The organism is Ruegeria arenilitoris (assembly GCF_013031355.1).
Classification (GTDB): Bacteria; Pseudomonadota; Alphaproteobacteria; order Rhodobacterales; family Rhodobacteraceae; genus Ruegeria; species Ruegeria arenilitoris_C.
Map to the genome: position 1 here is coordinate 1 of NZ_WPZO01000003.1, position 17513 is coordinate 17513.

13 protein-coding genes and 1 pseudogene are annotated in these 17513 nt (G+C 55.7%); 4 read left to right on the forward strand and 10 right to left on the reverse strand.

The window, feature by feature from the left end; translation table 11 throughout:
• The first annotated feature begins 206 nt into the window (after nt 1-206).
• Together pbfA and GOX63_RS08535 are read left to right on the forward strand one after the other, a co-directional pair.
• Nucleotides 207-1559, forward strand: coding sequence for a (R)-1-hydroxy-2-aminoethylphosphonate ammonia-lyase (gene pbfA / locus GOX63_RS08530; RefSeq protein WP_170325558.1), 1353 nt, complete (start codon nt 207-209; stop codon nt 1557-1559).
• 140 nt (nt 1560-1699) lie between these two features.
• Nucleotides 1700-3379, forward strand: a complete 1680-nt coding sequence (locus tag GOX63_RS08535) for a Na/Pi cotransporter family protein (protein ID WP_170325559.1) — start codon at nt 1700-1702, stop codon at nt 3377-3379.
• A gap of 332 nt (nt 3380-3711) precedes the next feature.
• On the opposite strand, the pseudogene GOX63_RS08540 reads toward GOX63_RS08535, so the two are convergent.
• Nucleotides 3712-4387: pseudogene (locus GOX63_RS08540) on the reverse strand (IS6 family transposase).
• A gap of 454 nt (nt 4388-4841) precedes the next feature.
• Entirely contained in the window at nt 4842-5135 is a 294-nt protein-coding gene (locus GOX63_RS08545; RefSeq protein ID WP_170325560.1) for a hypothetical protein, read from the reverse strand.
• Between the two features lie 305 nt (nt 5136-5440).
• On the opposite strand from GOX63_RS08545, the gene GOX63_RS08550 reads away from it, so the two are divergent.
• Complete coding sequence (locus GOX63_RS08550) at nt 5441-6202, forward strand: polysaccharide deacetylase family protein (RefSeq protein WP_170325561.1); 762 nt, start codon at nt 5441-5443, stop codon at nt 6200-6202.
• 176 nt (nt 6203-6378) lie between these two features.
• Here GOX63_RS08550 and GOX63_RS08555 read toward each other — a convergent pair whose 3' ends face one another.
• A complete protein-coding gene (locus GOX63_RS08555) occupies nt 6379-6957 on the reverse strand; it encodes a TetR/AcrR family transcriptional regulator (RefSeq protein ID WP_254435913.1) in 579 nt (192 codons plus the stop codon).
• Nucleotides 6958-7146: 189 nt separating this feature from the next.
• On the opposite strand from GOX63_RS08555, the gene GOX63_RS08560 reads away from it, so the two are divergent.
• On the forward strand, nt 7147-8541 hold the full coding sequence (locus tag GOX63_RS08560; protein WP_170325563.1) for an aminotransferase: 1395 nt from the start codon (nt 7147-7149) through the stop codon (nt 8539-8541).
• A gap of 64 nt (nt 8542-8605) precedes the next feature.
• Here GOX63_RS08560 and GOX63_RS08565 read toward each other — a convergent pair whose 3' ends face one another.
• The 7 genes from GOX63_RS08565 to GOX63_RS08595 all read right to left on the reverse strand — a co-directional run bounded on the left by GOX63_RS08565 (nt 8606) and on the right by GOX63_RS08595 (nt 17409).
• Nucleotides 8606-10174 (reverse strand): trimethylamine methyltransferase family protein, encoded by a 1569-nt coding sequence (locus tag GOX63_RS08565; protein WP_170325564.1) that lies wholly within the window; start codon nt 10172-10174, stop codon nt 8606-8608.
• Nucleotides 10175-10199: 25 nt separating this feature from the next.
• The gene (locus GOX63_RS08570) at nt 10200-11399 is read right to left on the reverse strand and encodes an aromatic ring-hydroxylating oxygenase subunit alpha (protein ID WP_170325565.1); all 1200 of its coding nucleotides are present in this window, start codon (nt 11397-11399) and stop codon (nt 10200-10202) included.
• An 8-nt stretch (nt 11400-11407) separates the two neighbouring features.
• Nucleotides 11408-13474 carry an FAD-dependent oxidoreductase gene (locus tag GOX63_RS08575; protein ID WP_170545545.1) on the reverse strand — a complete coding sequence of 689 codons (2067 nt, stop codon included), beginning with the start codon at nt 13472-13474 and terminating at the stop codon, nt 11408-11410.
• A gap of 92 nt (nt 13475-13566) precedes the next feature.
• Entirely contained in the window at nt 13567-14622 is a 1056-nt protein-coding gene (locus GOX63_RS08580; protein WP_170325567.1) for an ABC transporter substrate-binding protein, read from the reverse strand.
• Nucleotides 14619-15734, reverse strand: coding sequence for an ABC transporter ATP-binding protein (locus GOX63_RS08585; RefSeq protein WP_170545547.1), 1116 nt, complete (start codon nt 15732-15734; stop codon nt 14619-14621). The genes GOX63_RS08580 and GOX63_RS08585 overlap by 4 nt, the downstream gene beginning before the upstream one ends.
• 20 nt (nt 15735-15754) lie before the next feature.
• Nucleotides 15755-16549 (reverse strand): ABC transporter permease, encoded by a 795-nt coding sequence (locus GOX63_RS08590; protein ID WP_170545549.1) that lies wholly within the window; start codon nt 16547-16549, stop codon nt 15755-15757.
• Nucleotides 16546-17409, reverse strand: a complete 864-nt coding sequence (locus GOX63_RS08595) for an ABC transporter permease (RefSeq protein WP_170545551.1) — start codon at nt 17407-17409, stop codon at nt 16546-16548. Before GOX63_RS08595 ends, GOX63_RS08590 begins: the two co-directional genes overlap by 4 nt.
• Nucleotides 17410-17513 lie beyond the last annotated feature (104 nt).

Genomic DNA, 17513 nt, shown 5'->3' on the forward strand with positions numbered 1-17513 from the left:
GCGGCATCAAGGACAGCGGAAACGGCGTCAAAGAAGGCGTCATCGAAGCCATGAAGTTCTTCACTAACGTCAAAACATACTCTCTACCCTGGCCAGGGTGAGGACCCTGCCCCTCTCGCAATCGGGAGGGGCACAAACAATTCCTCGCCGGAACTGGCGGACCTTACGAGGTCCGCATCTTTTCAAAACGACAACGAGGAGCGGATATGCCACAGATTGTCCATACCGAGGGGGAGTCAAACACCTCGGAAGCCCGCAAAGCCTGGCTGAAAAAGTCTATCGGGCCCAAATCCTCGCCTTTGCTGAAACGCGATGCGGATGTGTTCCTGCATCAATCTCTGTCCAGCCCCTGCGTCAGTACGATAGCCAAAGCCGAAGGCATCTGGATCGAGGATCTCGATGGTCGCCGCTACATGGATTTCCATGGCAATTCAGTGCACCACATCGGCTATGGTCATCCCCGGCTGGTTCAGGCGATCAAGGATCAGCTTGACGACCTGCCCTTTGCCCCGCGCCGCTTCACTAATGACCCGGCGGTGGAACTGGCCGAAAAGCTGGTGGCCATCACCCCCGGTGATCTGGGCAAGGTACTATTCACCACTGGCGGTTCGGACGCCAATGAAGTCGCGCTCAAAATCGCCCGTGCAGCGACGGGCCGCTTCAAGACGCTCAGCTTTTGGGACGCCTTCCACGGCGCAGGATTTGGTGCCGCGAGCATTGGCGGCGAGGCCACGTTCCGCAGCCATATCGCCGGGCCACTGTTGCCGGGAACCGAGCATGTGGCCCCCTTCCATCCCAGCCGTTGCCCTTATGGCCACACAACGCTTGAGGCCAGCGCCGAAGCCTGCGCCAACATGATCAATTATGTGCTGGAGCGCGAAGGCGACATTTGCGCCGTGGTGGCCGAGGCGATGCGTGCCGTGCCCATCGTGCCGCCGCCGGGTTTTTGGAAGCGCGTGCGTGAGATCTGCGACCGCCACGGCGCATTGCTGATCCTGGACGAGATCCCAACCGGGTTGGGCAAGACCGGGCAGATGTTTTCGTTCCAGCATGACGAGATTGTTCCCGACATTGTCACCATCGGCAAGTCTCTGGGCGGGGGTATCTTGCCCATCGCCGCCTGCATCGCCCGGGAAAACCTGGATGTTTGCGGGGATTTTGCCATCGGGCACTATACGCACGAAAAGAACCCCGTGACCGCCCGCGCCGCACTGACAACACTACAGATCATCGAAGATGAAGGGTTGGTCGAACGCTCGGCTAAACTGGGTGAGTACGCCATCGGGCGCTTGATGGACGCGCTTCAGAATGTTCCCGTCGTCGGCGACATCCGGGGCCGAGGCCTGATGTTCGGCGTCGAGATCGTCGAAGACCGCACCAGCAAGACACCGGGGAATGCGCGTGCGGAACGGATCTATTATGCCTGTCTTGAGGCGGGGTTGAGCTTTAAGATCAGCCAAGGATGTGTCCTGACCTTGTCGCCGCCGCTAACAATTTCGCAAGCTGAGCTGGATCAGGCCATCGATATCGTTATCGCTGCGATCAAGGACGGAAATTGACCTGCCTCGTAACAGCAGTCGTGCAACGAGAAATGATGCGGGGACCCTTCGTCTATTCAGATTGGCTATGGAAGCAAACGAAGCAACACCAAAAGGAAACTGCAAAATCGACTGAACCAGCTGCGAAGCCGGAGTGAAGTATGGCAATTGTCACATTCCTAATAAGCCTGACCGGGGCAACCATGCTACTGCTTTTCGCGGTACGTATGGTGCGCACCGGAATTGAACGCAGCTACGGTGCGTCATTCCAGCGGGTGATGACGCGGCAGCGCAGTTACCTGCAGGCCTCGTTGGTTGGGTTGACGATGGCGGTTGTGTTGCAAAGTTCGGCAGCCGTGGCGTTGCTGACCTCGGGATTTGCCGCCAGTGGAATGCTGAGTTTTCCAGTAGGGCTGGCAATTGTGCTGGGTGGAGATCTGGGTTCGGCGTTGATTATCCAGGTCCTGTCCTTCCAGCTGGATTGGCTCGTGCCGATGCTTCTGGCGATCGGGGGCTATCTGTTCGTCAAGACCGAGGCCAAGAAAGCACGGCAGCTTGGGCGCATCCTGATGGGCGTCGCCTTTATCCTGATCTCGCTCAGGTTCCTGCGCGAGGCGATGGACCCCATCCGGGACAGTGCCTTTTTGCCCGCTGTGGCCGATTACCTAGCGCGCGACTACATCACTGCCTTCCTTGTCGGCGGCGCCCTTGCGTTTGTCATGCACTCGTCGGTCGCGGCGATCCTAATGTGTGTGACGCTTGTGCAGATCGGTGCAATCCCGTTTGCCGCTGGTATGTCATTGGTCTTTGGCGCGAATTTCGGCTCGGCTTTTCTTCCGGTCTGGCTGACCCGAGGTATGCCAGTGACCGCCCGGCGAATACCCTACGCAAACCTGGCGCTGCGTGGCAGTTGGGCGCTGGCGACCTTGTTTGCAGCAAACCTTGCCCTGCGAACCGGGCTTTTGGGCGACCCGCAAGGGGGGCAAATGCTGGTCAATGTGCATATTGCATTCAACCTGTCCCTGTTGATTTTGGCCCTTCCGTTTTGCGGGCATTTGGAAGCGTTGTGCGAAAGGTTCCTGCCGGATCAGAGCAAAGATCAGAAACCGCGACCTGCGCGACCGGTCAGTGCATTGGACATGGAAACCGTGGCAAACCCCAGCCAGGCCTTGCCGAGCCTCAAGCGTGAGCTGCTGCGGATGAGCGATCTTCTCGAAACCATGTTTCGCCCCGCCCTTGAGCTATACCGCAGCGGAAGCAAGGAACAGATTCAGTCGGTTCAGGCTATTGACGAGGACGTAAACCAGTGCCTCTCGGGTATTCGCGCTTTTGTCGCTGCGATCCCTCCTGATCTATACGAAAAGCAGGATGCCAAAACCGCGCGCGATCTTATGGAGATCGCGATCCGGTTGGAAACGGCGGGGGATGTTGTCGCCAAACGCCTGACCGTATTGGCCAGCGAAATGCGGGCCAAGGGATCAAGTTTCTCGCAGGAAGGCTGGTCGGAACTAGTTCAGATGCATGAGGGTATTCTGGCAAACATGAAGCTGGCTTCGAACGTGCTCATTTCAGACGATTTGGAAAGTGCGCGACTTCTCAGCCTGGAAAAAACCGAAATCAAACGTGTGGAACGTGACAGCCGCAAGCGGCACCTGCGCCGATTGCAACGCGGCACAAGGGAAAGCTTCGAAACCAGCGACATTCACCTGGAGACTTTGCGCGCATTCCGAGAGTTCAACAGTCATATAGCTTCTGTCGCCTACCCGGTCCTGTACCGGAATGGTCAACTGCTGGAGACACGTTTGATAAAGGAAATAGCAGACGAGGCACAGGGCTCATAGCCACTATTCGCGTACGAAAGCTCTCTGATCCGAGTCGCAGGGATTTCCCGTGCCCTTAAAATGTATCGATTACACATGCACGAAACTCGGCGCTCCGGTCGATTTCTCAGAAATAGCCGGTCAGCAGGGCAAGCCGCCCAACGTGATCCCTCTCTGAGACTCGGTCTCGAGTTGCGCTAAGGGACTCCAGACTGAACAGTCTCTGTTTCGGAAATCGCGGGGATTGCAACGCATTGCCGGGTCAAGAACCGCCAATGAAATGAGATGGGTATAAGTGGCGGTGCTGTCAGACTAATTCGAACTCGTCTCTGTCAGGACGGTGGCGCTGTTCCTTATGCCGCGCAGAGAGCGCACCACTCCGCCAGAGCAGCGGTTCGATTGCATTTGGAATGGTCCCGTTTGGAAAGATTGCGATTCTGGTTGAAGTGATTGAAGACGGAGGAATGGACGGAAGCGCAGCATGGCTCGTTCTCGTCGTCGGAGTGGCAGATGCGAGTTTTCGACTTTGTCGTTCAGCCAACGCCCACAGGCTTGCCGGTCTTCACAGCCCATGTCGCGAAGCGCGGCTTTGCATGAAGCAAACCGATCCGTTACCAGCACTTCTGGCGGACCATTTCTCTGCATCAATTTCCTGAGCATTTTCAATGCAGCGCGTTTGTTTCTTCGTTTTGTGAGGACACACCCAAGCACCTCGCCTTCGTGATCGACAAGCCGCCAAAGGCAGTAGCGCTCACTTTTGATCTTCACGAAGGCCTCGTCGACATACCACTGCCATCACGAAGACACGCACAATTTCTGAACACGCCGCCAGCGGAATCTTAGACGCAAACATCAACACAAACCGGTTCCACCAGAACCGGATGTCTTCACGGCTGACGTCGATGCCGCGTTCGTGCAGCAGGTCTTCGACGCTTCCCAGCGATAGCGGAACCCGGAAATAGATCATCACCGCCAAGCGTTTAACCTCGAGGCTAGTTTGAAGTATTTGAAGCAGGTAGATTTGGCTATGCGCGAACGCTATGCGGCTACACTGCGCCGCTCAAGACTAGTTAGTCTGACAAGACCCTGCGCGTGGGTTGAAATAGGTGAAAACGCATAGGTCTTGGCTTTCGACAATCCAACATCGGGCGCCTCAGCCAGCACCTCATCCGCTGCCTCGTTCAAAGAGCAAGGACGCCAGACCGCGGAGGTAGCCGGCACCATAAGCTACGTGCATGGAAAGAAAAACAACTGGAAGCCGAAGCGCCGCGGCCAGCCCTAGGCTGCGCGTTGCGCGAGCTGCGGCCAAACTGCCGGCAAAAAGATGAAGCGCCAGCAATGCGATACAGATACCGCCCATGGGCGGCCACAGAACCGCGGTCAGCGCGGAAATGCCAATTGCCGTTACGAAAGCCGGAGGAACTATCTGCCGCCAGGTCGTTACGCGACCGAGGCGCCGGCCCGAAATCGGCTTGTAACGACCTTAGCGGAACATCTGAAGCGCCAGAGCACGCAACGTGCCTCGCGCGAAATAGGCCACCTCTATGGCCGGATCAAGAACCACATCGCCGCCCCTCGCGACGATCCGCGCATTCAATTCGTCGTCCTCGGCATAGGGGATGTCGGTCGCGAAGCCGCCCAAATCCCGAAGCACCTCGCGCCGCCAGCAGCCAAAGGGCACGGTCTCGACACGCTTTCGCCCCTCGGCTCCGATCCGGAATGAGGAATTCCCGACCCCGAATGGATGCGCCATGGCGAATGCAATCGCTTCCGCCATGGGCGTCTTCGCTCCTGGGTGCGTGATGCCGAAGCCGCGGGTGCTGTACACAGCGAGATTTTACGGAGATTGCGGGAGATTCGTCAGTTGCAAGCGGTTGTCACTGCCGACGCGCAAGTGGTTTCGGAGGCGACGCCACCGAACCGTCCAAGCAACCCGGCGCCGGAAGTAGTCGGATTAATGGTAGGGTTTTCGCCGCTCTTACTTATGATGTTGCTCGCAATCGTCGTGGACACGCTTGGCCAACCACGTTCGATGCACGGCGGGAAAGGTCGCAGTACGGATGCCGGCTGAAGGATATTCGGATGACTGGGAAAACAATTTCATTTCTCTATCACGAGGTATCAGATGATCCCGAAACAAGCGGATTTCAGATCCCCGGAACGCTGCCCTACCAGCACAAGGTAGGGCAATTTTTGCATGACCTGGATTTGATCATGGAAAATTTTTCCAGATCGGAAAGGGCGAGCAACATTCTGAACGACAACACGAACAACAAACTGATCCTGACCTTCGATGATGGCGGAGCGTCGGCGTTACCAGTAGCACATATGCTGCATGAGAGAGGACTAGTCGGCCACTTCTTTATCACGACGTCCATGATCGGTGACAGGACTTTCCTTCGCCCCGATCAAATCAGGGAAATTCATCTTATCGGGCATGTCATTGGAACGCACAGTCATACCCACCCATCGATATTCAGGGACCTGCCATATGATGAAAAGCTGGAAGAATGGAGTCGCAGCAGGACCATCTTGGAAGACCTTCTGGGCAGCCCAGTCAATTGCGCCTCAGTTCCAGGGGGCGACATGGATGAAGACACCATAAAGTCGGCGGGTGAAGCTGGTATTAAATATCTGTTCACGTCCGAGCCAACCTGGCAAACCTACGAGAAATTTGGAGTCAAGGTTTTCGGAAGGGTTTGCGCCAAAAACAGTACAAAGCCCGCGCAAATACAAAAATGGGCAAAGGGCCAAGGTTTCCATAGGGCCAAATTATCCAGATTTCTGAAAGAGGTTATAAGAACCCGGCTCAAGTTTTTCTACCTGTGGTACGTCAGACGTTGAGAGGGGCGCTGATCCCAGTGTGCGATTTGGGACAGGACCGATAACATAGATCGCGTTGTAGCACCTGCGTCTTGCCAAAGCAGGTTGTCGGCTGTCCGAAGGCCTGATGAGTGACTCCCAAAAAGTGTTGTCAGACGAATTCGAACCAGTCTCAGTTTGCTAGCAAACCCGTGAACCTAGGCTGCCTTGGTGCCAAAATGTTTTGGAAACATAGAGTGCAATACAAACAAGCAGATCCTCAAAGCTTCCGCGGGATCGAAGATATCTGAGTGCAGATGGTAGTCGGTCCAGAGCCCTTCCAGCAGAGCAATCAATCCGTCTGTCGCAATCTTGGCGTCGACGTTCTCATATTCACCTTCGCTTTTTACTTGCTCCAACAGCTCTAGGATCGTCGCTCTGAAACCTTTGTCTCGTGAGTCGATGAAAGGAAATATGAGTGGATTCGAGAGCGCTTCTGCCCGAAACGAAAACCAGATCGCGACGTCCTGCGCATTAAGGACGTAAGGATCGAAATCCGCCTTTATGATCGAGATTAGTTTTTCAGCAGCGTCCAACTCGGGATTGTCTGCGATTGCCTTCCACTGCCCTGCATAGCGCGCCGACAACTCCTCTGCCACGGCGAGAAGCAGCTTTTCCTTGGAGCCGAAATGCAAGTTCACCATACCCCGCGACAATCCCGACAATTCCTGAATTCTTGCAGAAGTCGTTCCTCGGATTCCGAACTTATGGATGGCGTCCGCGGCCGCTTGAATCAACTGCCTTCGGTTCTGCAACTTGCTCAGATCTCGGGCGTTGGTTGGGATATCAGGCTCGGCAGTAATCTCTTCATCCTCTTCTGAGGTGTTCGTTCTTAGTCTTCTCGCATCTAGCGGCGCGGAAGTTCAAGGATTGACATTGAATGAATGTTTGTTCATTTTGTGATAAATGTTACATTTAGGTGCCACATGACCCTGTTGAACTCAAGCTTTCAATCCATACGTGACTGGGACAACGAACACTTCCTGCACCCGTGGGAGGGAATGTCATACCTAGGCCGGAACGAACGCACCTTTGCAGAAAGCGGTCTGGGCGTTCACGTCGTGACAGACGACGGAAAGCGCCTGATAGACGGGCCTGCTGGCATGTGGTGCGTTCAATTGGGCTATGGAAACAGCGAAATTGCCGATGCTATGGCGCAGCAAGCGAAAGCGATGGCGTATTTTTCGCCCTTCAACAATGCCAACTCAGCTCCAGCCCGGTTGGCGCATGAGATCGCCAAGAGAACGCCGGGCGACCTGAACCATGTGTTTTTCACAACCGGTGGGTCAACTGCCGTGGATAGTGCACTGCGTTTCGTGCAGTTCCGCAATAACCTGCTTGGCAAGCCTGAAAAGAAGATCGTGATATCTCGGCAGAAGGCTTATCACGGATCGACGTATCTGGCGGCCTCAGTATCCGGAAAAGAGCGAGACAAAGGATGGTTGGACCAAGCCTCTCACCTGACGCGTTTCTTGCCGAACGTTAACCCGTATGTGCGTCGCCCCGGCCAGACGATCAATGACTTCCTGAACGAGAAAATCGCTGATCTGGAGAACATGATCCTGCAGACCGGAGCAGACAAGGTCGCTGCTTTCATCGCCGAACCAATCCTGTGCTCTGGAGGGGTCATCGTACCTCCGCCGGGATATCATCAGCGCTGTCTGGAAATCTGCCGAAAGTACGATGTCCTGTATATTTCAGACGAGGTTGTGACTGGTTTCGGACGGCTTGGCCATTGGTTTGCGTCCAAAGAAGTCTTTGGGATTCAGCCGGATATCATCACCTGCGCCAAGGGAATGACATCCGGGTATGTGCCAATGGGGGCCTGCATCATTTCTGATCGGCTGATTGCAGATGTGAGCGGCGAGCACGCCCAGGACGCTACCTTTTCAAATGGCTTCACCTATTCGGGCCACCCAGTAAGCGCGGCGGCCGGTTTGAAGACTATCGAAATCATGGAGCGTGACGGCGTTCTTGAGCATGTCCGCGCGATCACGCCGCTGTTCGAAGAACGCCTTCAAGCTCTGGCAGACTTGCCGCTTGTCGGTGATGCCCGCGGTATGGGGCTGGTTGGTTGCGTTGAGTGTGTTGCGGACGCCAAAGCCGACAATCTTTTGGATCTGGATAAATCCGTTGGCGCATTGATTGATCATCATTGTCAGGAGAACGGGCTGATCCTGCGGCCAATCATCAATATGTGCGTGTTTTCGCCACCGTTGATCATTACGGAAGGCGAGTTGAACCAGATGTTCGACATTCTGGAAAAAGGCATCCGGCTGGCGACCGAGGACTTGACGCGCCAGAGTGCGTTTAAAGCTTAGAAAATGCCTCGGGGCAGCGTCGCAACCTTGCACGTTGCGACGCCCTTATAGCGCCCTCCTACGCTCACCCAGCCCGCATCGCTTCAGGTGGCAATTTAATCGGAAACTTGGACCGAACCTCTTCATCAGTCTTGCTGCCAAAGTAGTTCGGGTAGTGATTGCTTAGGATGTCGTTCACAACCGACCTACTCCGCTCGAACATGTCCTGACGGCCTGCCTTCTCCCAAGTGTCAGTCAGTTCCCGATCCATCAAGGTGGGATAGACATACTCGGTCTCCATGTATTGCAAGGTCTGCGCGTTACCAAGGAAATGACCGGGATCTATTGCGCATTCATGGATGACGTCGACCGAAAGCGTGTCGTCACTCACCTCGATCCCGCGCAGCGTTCGAGAGATCATGCCCGCTGCCTCGTTGTCGATGACCATCGATTCAAAGCTGCAGCCCATCAGGCTGCCGAGCATCCCGCCAAACTCGCACAACCGGTTTGCCCCAGCATGGGCCGCCAACGCAAAAGTCAGCGCTTTTTCCAGCCCATATTGCGCGTCGGGGATTTTGGAATCCGTCATGCCACATCCGACGCTGGTTGGCAGGTTGTAGAAATTGCCCATCTGGATAGCTGCGGCCGAAATCAGTGCCTGTTCACCGCTGCCCCCTGTAAACGATCCAGTACGCAGATCAGTGATGAAGGGCCATGCCGCAAACACTACCGGGGTCCCCGGATTGATCAGGTTGGCAATGGCGACGCATGACAAAGTCTCGGCCACGGCTTGAGCCAAAGTTCCGGCCAATGGCGCAGGCGACGTCGCCCCGGCCTGTGGAGGAACGGCAAGGTCACACACAAGGCCCATCTTGGCTGTATCGATCAGGATTTCCAGATTTTCCCGTCCGAACCTAAGTGGGGATACGATCGGGCAGCCGCCGAAAATGACCGAGGGTTTCTCAAGGAACTTGCCCTCGCCGCCCGATGCCAAATCGAACATATGGATCGCGTCCTGAATGTGTTCTCGAGTGCGGAACGTCAGGCAGGACGGCTTTTCGCTTCCTGCCAGAATAGCGTAGAGCATACTCATGTCATGCTCGTAATCCTGTGGCACATCCGTTGCCAGTACCGTGTCGCCTGTCATGTGAATGTTGTCGAGGCGATCGACCAGACGCGTGAAATCGTAAATATCCTTGAGCGTTGATGGCCGGTAACTACGCGTCTCTGCGTCAAACGTGGTCACCGCCGTGCCTGAGTTCGCATAGTACACCTTGTCCTTGGTGCAGTGCATGTCGTCCTTGCCGGCTCGCGATCCGCGTGCGTGTACGTAGAATTCGCTGGCGGCCTTGGCCAACAGGTCTTCCATCAATGCGCGAGGAAAGCACAGCCTGCCATGCTCGTTCACCATCGCCCCTTTGGGCAACACGAGATCAAGGACTTCCTGCGTGGGGTCCCCTACCCCAGTGCGTTCCAGAATGCTGAGCGCGGCTTCGTGAATGCGCACCATATCTGAGTCCGCCAACGGCTTGTACCGGCCACCCGAGATGCCGGGCCAGATTGCCTGCGAGGCGGCGTTACTAGTCCGCACCGCTGCTCGTGCTTCACGTCCGCCCCCGCGCCGCCTTGATCTGCGCTGCGTTAGTTCTGTCATGTTCTTTCTCCGAATTTTGCGCGTCTCAGATCATGCTGAAGTAGTTGCGATAAAAGCCAGGAATGCTCCATTCCATCTCGGACAGTGGCCCCGGCACGAAACCGTGGGAATTCACGCCTTCCTGATTGTGACGGATGATCCGTTCGTCATCCAGCGACGTCACGTGCCAGAGCCATGTCAGAGCATCCTTGTCATAGTCCCGCCCCTCCACCGCGTCGCCACGCACGTACCAAACGATCTGAATATCCGTTTCTTGAAGGGTACGTGGGACAAACCGATACCCGACCATGTGATCTGCATAGACAAGGAAGTAATTCAGCGTTCCGATCCCCAGATCAGTAGCTCCGCCATCGTGGGTTTTCAGTTCTCCCAAAGGCGGCGCCAAGGGAGCCCCATCCTTGCTACCTGTCATGTAGCCAGGGAATAGCGGGTAGCGTCGCCAATAGACATCGGCACCCGGCGCGACTGCGTTTTCTCCAGTCAGATCAAGCTCCTCAAGAGGGATGCCGGCGTCTTTCATCCGCTCATGCAGTGCCCCGCTGAACTCCAGAACTTGCGCGGGGTCTTTCAGCGAGTGACTGCGCGAGTAATCCTGATGGGACGGCGCGCAATGATAGCATTCCAGATAGTTTTCCAGGGCCAGCTTCCAATTAGCCGGAACCGGGTATGAGGCCTCATGGGCAATCTTCAGGTTTTCAAAGTCGAACGGCTTTGAAAGCGGGGCCAATCGCTCCAAAGCAGCATCCAGCGGCGGGGCGGTTTCAGCCGCGCAGACAAATATCAGACCCTGAAAGATCTTCACCTGAACCGGGAACAACCCGTACTGGCCTGGGTCAAAATCCGGCCCCATTGACCGCCCGTTTCGAAGCTTGCCGTTCAGGTCAAAGGTCCACGCGTGATACGGGCAGATGAAACTGCGGGCCTTACCTTTTCGTTCAATGCACACGCGCGATCCCCGGTGGCGGCAAACGTTCAGATGCGCGCGCACCTCACCCTCGCGATCCCGAACGACAATCACGGACTCGGTCCCGTAGTCGAACAGGAAGTAGTCCCCCGGTTCAGCGACTTGGCTAACATGACCGACCCAGATCCAGTTTCGGCTCCAGAACATGCTGATATCGTTGTCGTATACCGCCTGAGACGTATAGAAATGACGCGGCAAGGCGAACCCTTCCCGCTGCGCTTCCATCAAGTCGCGCATTACTTGCAAGTCATCTTTTGGCATAGCGCACCTCATTTAGTTTCAAGGGAAACGATTTCGCGACGGAAAAACTCGCGGTCGATATCGCCCGCATCGCGTTCGAAATTCCGGGCGGCCATGTGACCAGAGTACACAGCGTCAGCGATCAAACCGGGATTTGCAGCATCACCGATCAGTTCCAGCTTTGACAGCGGACTATCGGCCAAACCACGAAGCTCATCGTAAAGGGCGGTCTCTCGCGCTCGCTGCGTCACCAAGACGACAGAACTGCATTCAATGGGTCGTTCTCGTTCCGTGTAGACGCATCGTAATATTGCCTGGCTGGGCGCGACGCTGGTCAGGGTTTGGGACAGGGTCAACCGAACGCCCTTCTCCAAAAGGCTGCGTTGCACTTTGGTCTGTTCCAACGTCAATTCGGTGAACGGCGAAACCATCGAGGCCGGGGTTACAAAGACAACCTCTTGCCCGGCCTGAGCCAAATGGTCCGCCAACACCCCGCCGAGATAACCCTGATCATCATCGTAGACCATAATCGGGCCGTCCTCCGGCACAACGCCTGACATGATGTCGTCCGGAGTGAGAACCAGCGAGGCTGATTCAATTGATACACCGCGAAACGCAGATTTCCCGCGACCGTCTCGCCGCCATGTTGCACCAGTGGCCAGAAAGACATTCGGAATGCCCAGCTCGACAACCTCGCTTGCTGACAAACGACTGTCGGTGAACAGGTGGACATTCCCACGTTGTTGCAGGTCGTAAATCCTGTGATCTGTCACGCGCTTCCAGGCGGATAGTCCGGTCAGGCCGGATTCCTGCAACACACGGCCGCCAAGCTCTTGCTTTGCTTCGGCCAGAGTGACCTCATAGCCCCGGCGCGCCAGCTGCATGGCGCATTCAAGCCCAGCTGGACCGCTGCCAACTACAAGCGCAGCTTCCTCATTTCCCCGGCGTTCAATGATTTCAGGATGCCATTTCCGCCGCCATTCTTCGCCCATCGTCGGATTTTGAGTACACCGGATTGGAACCCCAAGCGCATCGGATGACACACAGATGTTGCAGCCGATACACTCACGGATTTCTTCAACCCGACCCTCCTTGATTTTGTTCGGAAGAAACGGATCAGCGATAGATGGGCGTGCCGCACCGATGAAATCGAGGATGCCCTTCTTAACCAGCGACACCATCAAATCCGGAGAAGTTAAACGCCCCACTCCAACAACGGGCTTGGAAGTCACCTGCTTGACGAACTCGATGTATGAGGTTTGAAAACCATCGCGGGGCTCAAAGCGCGTCGTTGCAGAGTCATTGCTCCAATCCGCGACGTTCACATCCCAGAGGTCCGGCAGCTCGGCCAGCAATTCGACGACGGCCCGGCCCTCTTCCTGTGCCTGCATCCCGTCAGATCCCAGCATTTCATCAACTGCGAACCGCAGGGCGATGGCGCAATCGTCCCCAACTTCTTCTTTGGTATCTTCCAGAAGTTCGCGGGTCAGCCGCACCCTGTTCTCAATTGAACCGCCATATTCATCGGGCCGGTCGTTGAACTGCGGCAGCAGAAAATGATGCGGCAACGTCATGTGATGTCCGGCATAGACATAAACGATATCAAAGCCCGCCTCGCGCGAGCGCCGTGCCGCGTCCCGGTGCCACTTGCGGAACTCGCGAATGTCCGACTTGTCCATTGCCCTAGCCTGTTTCGGGTATGGCGTCTGCAGGACGAGCTCTGATGGCGCCAGCAGAGGAGCTCGGGTCAAGTGATTTTGGGCATGGTGCCCGTTGTGCGCCAATTGGATTGCCGCAAGCGATCCCTTCTCATGAATTGAGTTGGTTATCAGACGCAGTGCCGGAATATCCCGATCGTCCCAAATTCGGTTCTCAGAATAAGGTGACAAATCCGAAGTTGGATGAATCTCGGCCTCCTGAGTGGACACAACGGCCCAGCCGCCCTCAGCCTTCATTGCGCGCATGGCGGCTTCGGCCTGAGGTCGCAAATGCCCCAGCCCGTTGCAATGGGGCACCTGATAGAAGCGGTTTCGGGCCGTCACTGGCCCGATTTGAACCGGTTCGAAGAGAACAGAATATCCGTCAGCGCCTGACATTGCCGCGCTTCCTCCAGAAAAATTGGAACAGTTTAGTGGGATTTGGCGGGGTGCCGAGCTCCCGCCGTTCCCGGTTGTGTTGTCAGCTGTGCTTAGAAGCCGGCCTTGATGCGCTCGAACTCTTTCAACATCTTCGCTTCAAGCTCGGGGTTAACCGCGTCGAAAAACAGGCTGCCGTCAAAGAAGCTGTCTACATCCGAAAACCCATAGGTTTCGATCAGTTCCGGATCTGCCTGTGCAAAAGCGTCTTCGTTGGCGTGCGCGTACCCCCAGCTTTCGATGATGTATTTACCGCTTGCGGCAGAGCTGAGCGCGTTGAGCATGTCATAAACCTGCTCATCCGACTGTTTGGCGGATTTTAGATGCACATAGCCGCAGACCCATGTAGCGATGCCCTTATCCACATCACGCATCATTACGGCCGGAGTTTCGTTCCAGATCAGGTTCAGCTCCGATTGGTTCCAGCCCCAACCAAGCGTCACCTCTCCACTGGCAATTGCCTGATCCAACTGGCCCGCATCAGACCAGTAAAAGCGCACATTCGGATGAATAGCGCGCAAGTAGTCCGCGGCTTTCTGGAATTCCTCGTCGCTCATGTCGGTATAACTGGAAGCACCGGTTGCCAGCGCCGCCATCGCAAAAGCGCTGGAAGCAGCATCCGGGACAGCTACCTTGCCCTGATAGGCCGGATCCGCCAGCAGTTGCAGCGAAACATCGTCCGCCGAGATCATATCGGTGCGATAGATCAGGCCGGTGTTGCCCCATTCGAACGGCACCATATAAGTCTGCCCGTCAATCGTGATACCATCGACCTCTTTGATCTTTGGCATCAGTTTGTCCCAGTTTTCCAGCTTGCTGGTGTCGATCGGCTTGATCATGTCCGCCGCCACCCATTTTCTAAGGGCGTCCGTACAAGGATGGGCCAGATCAGCCTCAAACCCTGATTGTAGCTTGGTAAACGCCTCTTCAACGCTGCCGAAATAGGTGTAGCTGGGCGCGCCGCCGTACTTTTCGACATAGTCGCCGTAAAAGCCCTGATCTTCGTACCCGGACCAGTCAAACACGGTCAGGTCAGCCGCATTGGCCAGAGCTTGGCTTGCTGTGAAGGTGGCAACTACCGCTGCTGTAAGTGATGCTGTTTTGTTCATTTTTCTCCTCCCAAAGACTCACGTTTGCCCAAGTCGATCACCGAGGCGCTTTGAACCCCCAACCAAACGGTGTCACCGCGGCTATGATCGACTGTGTGAAAGTAGTTTGGCACCGCGACGGCAATGCTGTCGGCCAGCCCGTCGATGCGGACGTAATAGTGGACGCTCTCGCCATAGAAGGCGACGTCTGACACCTCGCCCTGAACATAGGCGTCATACCCCTCCGGTTTTTCCGCGCTGACCTCCAATTGCTCGGGCCGAACGCCGACCAACAGTTCCTTGTCATGCGCCTGAACATTGGGGTTCACGCCGATTGTCATCTGGCCAAACCCCTGAACATTTACTTCCAACGTTCCAGAGTTATCGGCCACGACTTCCGCATCCAGAAAGTTCATCCCCCCGATGAAAGAGGCCACTTCACGGTTGCAGGGTTGGGAATACAAGACTTCGGGTCTATCGACCTGCTTGAGCCGCCCTGCGAACATGACGCCGATCCGGTCGGACATGGTCATCGCTTCGTACTGGTCATGCGTCACCATGACGAAGGTAATGCCAAGCTTTTGCTGCAGCCGGCGCATTTCCAACTGCATCGCTTCGCGCAGGTTCTTATCCAGCGCGGACAGAGGCTCGTCCAGCAACAACACCTTTGGTCGCATGACCAGCGCGCGGGCCAACGCCACGCGTTGTCGCTGACCGCCAGACAACTCATTGGCCTTGCGTTCCTGCAAACCGCCGAGCTCAACCATCTCAAGCGCCTCGGCAACGCGCTCCTTGATTTCCTTCCGCGAGAGCTTTGACTTGCGCAAACCGAACCCGACATTGTCGCCGACATTCAGATGCGGAAAGATCGCATAGCTTTGGAACACCATGTTGGTAGGTCGTTTGTTGGCGGGCACCTCGCCCATCGCCCGACCATCAATCCGGATCTCACCTTCTTCATGATCCTGAAATCCTGCGATGATGCGCAAAGCCGTTGTTTTCCCGCAGCCCGAAGGGCCAAGCAGCGAAAAGAACTCTCCCTCTTTCAAGGTCAAGTTCAGATCGGACACAGCCACAAAACCTCCAAAGCGCTTCTCAACTCCTTTGATTTCGATGATGTTCTGTTCGCTCATCTTGTTCGGTTCCTTTGGCATCAATCCGAGGACTTGGTTGAACGGCGGCGGAAATACTCGGCTATCAGCAGCAGCAAGACAGACGAGAGCAATAGCAGCGACCCAAGTGCCAGGGTATTGGGCAGCTTTGCCGGGAACCGGATCTGGCTCCAGATATAGACCGGCAGTGTCGGACTGTTGCCGGACAGAAAGAAGGCCAATACGAACTCGTCAAAGGACACGGTGAACGTGACCAGAAGGCTGGCGATGATGCCCGGAGCGACAATGGGTAACGTGACACGGCGAAAGGTTCCGACAACACTTTCGCCAAGGTCAAAGGCAGCCTCTTCCAGCGATTGATCGAAATCGTCAAAAGCGGATTTCATAATCGACACGGCAAAAGGCAGCGCAACGAACACATGCCCAAGGATCACAGTTGTCAGCGATGGCTTCAGCCCGACGCTGATGAACAGAACCAGCATCGAACTTGCGACAATGATCCCGGGAATGACCAGCGGAAGCATGACCAGACCCTCGGACATCTCACGCCCCTTAAATCGATACCGAACATAGGCGCGTGCTGCGAAAAGACCCAATGAAGTTGCCATAAGAGCCGCCACGCTTCCAACGATCAATGAGTTCACCATCGCTTGCAACAGCGTGTCCTGCTGACCCAACTGCGCGTACCATTTCAACGTGAACCCCTTTAGCGGGAAGGCCACGATGGTCCCGTCATTGAACGAAAACAACGGTAAAAGCAGAACCGGCAGGTAGAGAAACACAAGGTAGGCGATCGCGTAGACAAGCAACCAGGGGATACGAATGGCTTTGGTCATCTGATCCTCCGCCCCAGAACGGTGGCAACCACCACGAACAGGATTGCGACGCAGCCGACCGAAAGCATGGCAAGCAGAGAAAGGGTTGCACCCAAAGGCCAGTTATTGGCCGCGCCGAACTGCACCTGGATCAAATTAGCCACCATTTTACCCTGCGAACCACCGACCAGAGCCGGAGTGACGTAGTCGCCCACAGTAGGGATAAAGATGATAAGGCAGGCCGCGATGATCCCCGGCACCGTCAGGGGCAATGTCACGCGAACAAATCTTTCAAGCTTGCTGCAGCCAAGGTCGGTCGCGGCCTCCAGCAGACTTCGGTCGATCTTTTGCAGCGACACATAAATCGGCAGGATTGCAAATGGCGCCCAGGCGTGGGCAAGCGTAAGAACAACGGCGAATTCGTTGTATAGCAGGAATGTCAGCGGCTCCTGTATCAGCCCCAACGAAATCAAAGCCGAGTTCATGACCCCGTTGAAACCAAGGATCAGCTTCCAGCTAAACACCCGCAGTAAGTAGCTGCTCCAAAATGGGATAGTGATCAGCAATAACCAGAGGGTCTTCTTATGCGTTCGAAATGCGATGAAGTAGGCGATCGGGTATGCCAGACAGACCGTTGCCAGTGTCACCGCCCCTGCGATTGCAATCGACCTGATCATCAGGTGCCGAACCAGCGGGTCGGTGAACGCCTCTTGGTAATTCGCCCATGTCAGCGTTCGATCAATCTCGACATAGGTCTGGGTCCAAAAGCTGTAGGCAACGAGAATGCAAAGAGGCACGGCAACTAACAGCCCGACGTAGAGCGTCGCAGGCGCGCTCAGTGCTAGGCCCTTGCCCGTTTCACTTCGAATGACTCCAGCCATGCTTCCCTTTTGAACTTTGCTTTCGGTGGCGTAACGACATCAATCACAAAATGGACAATCGTCCATTTAAATCTGGAATTTTCGGGCTAGCTGTGTCAACTGGT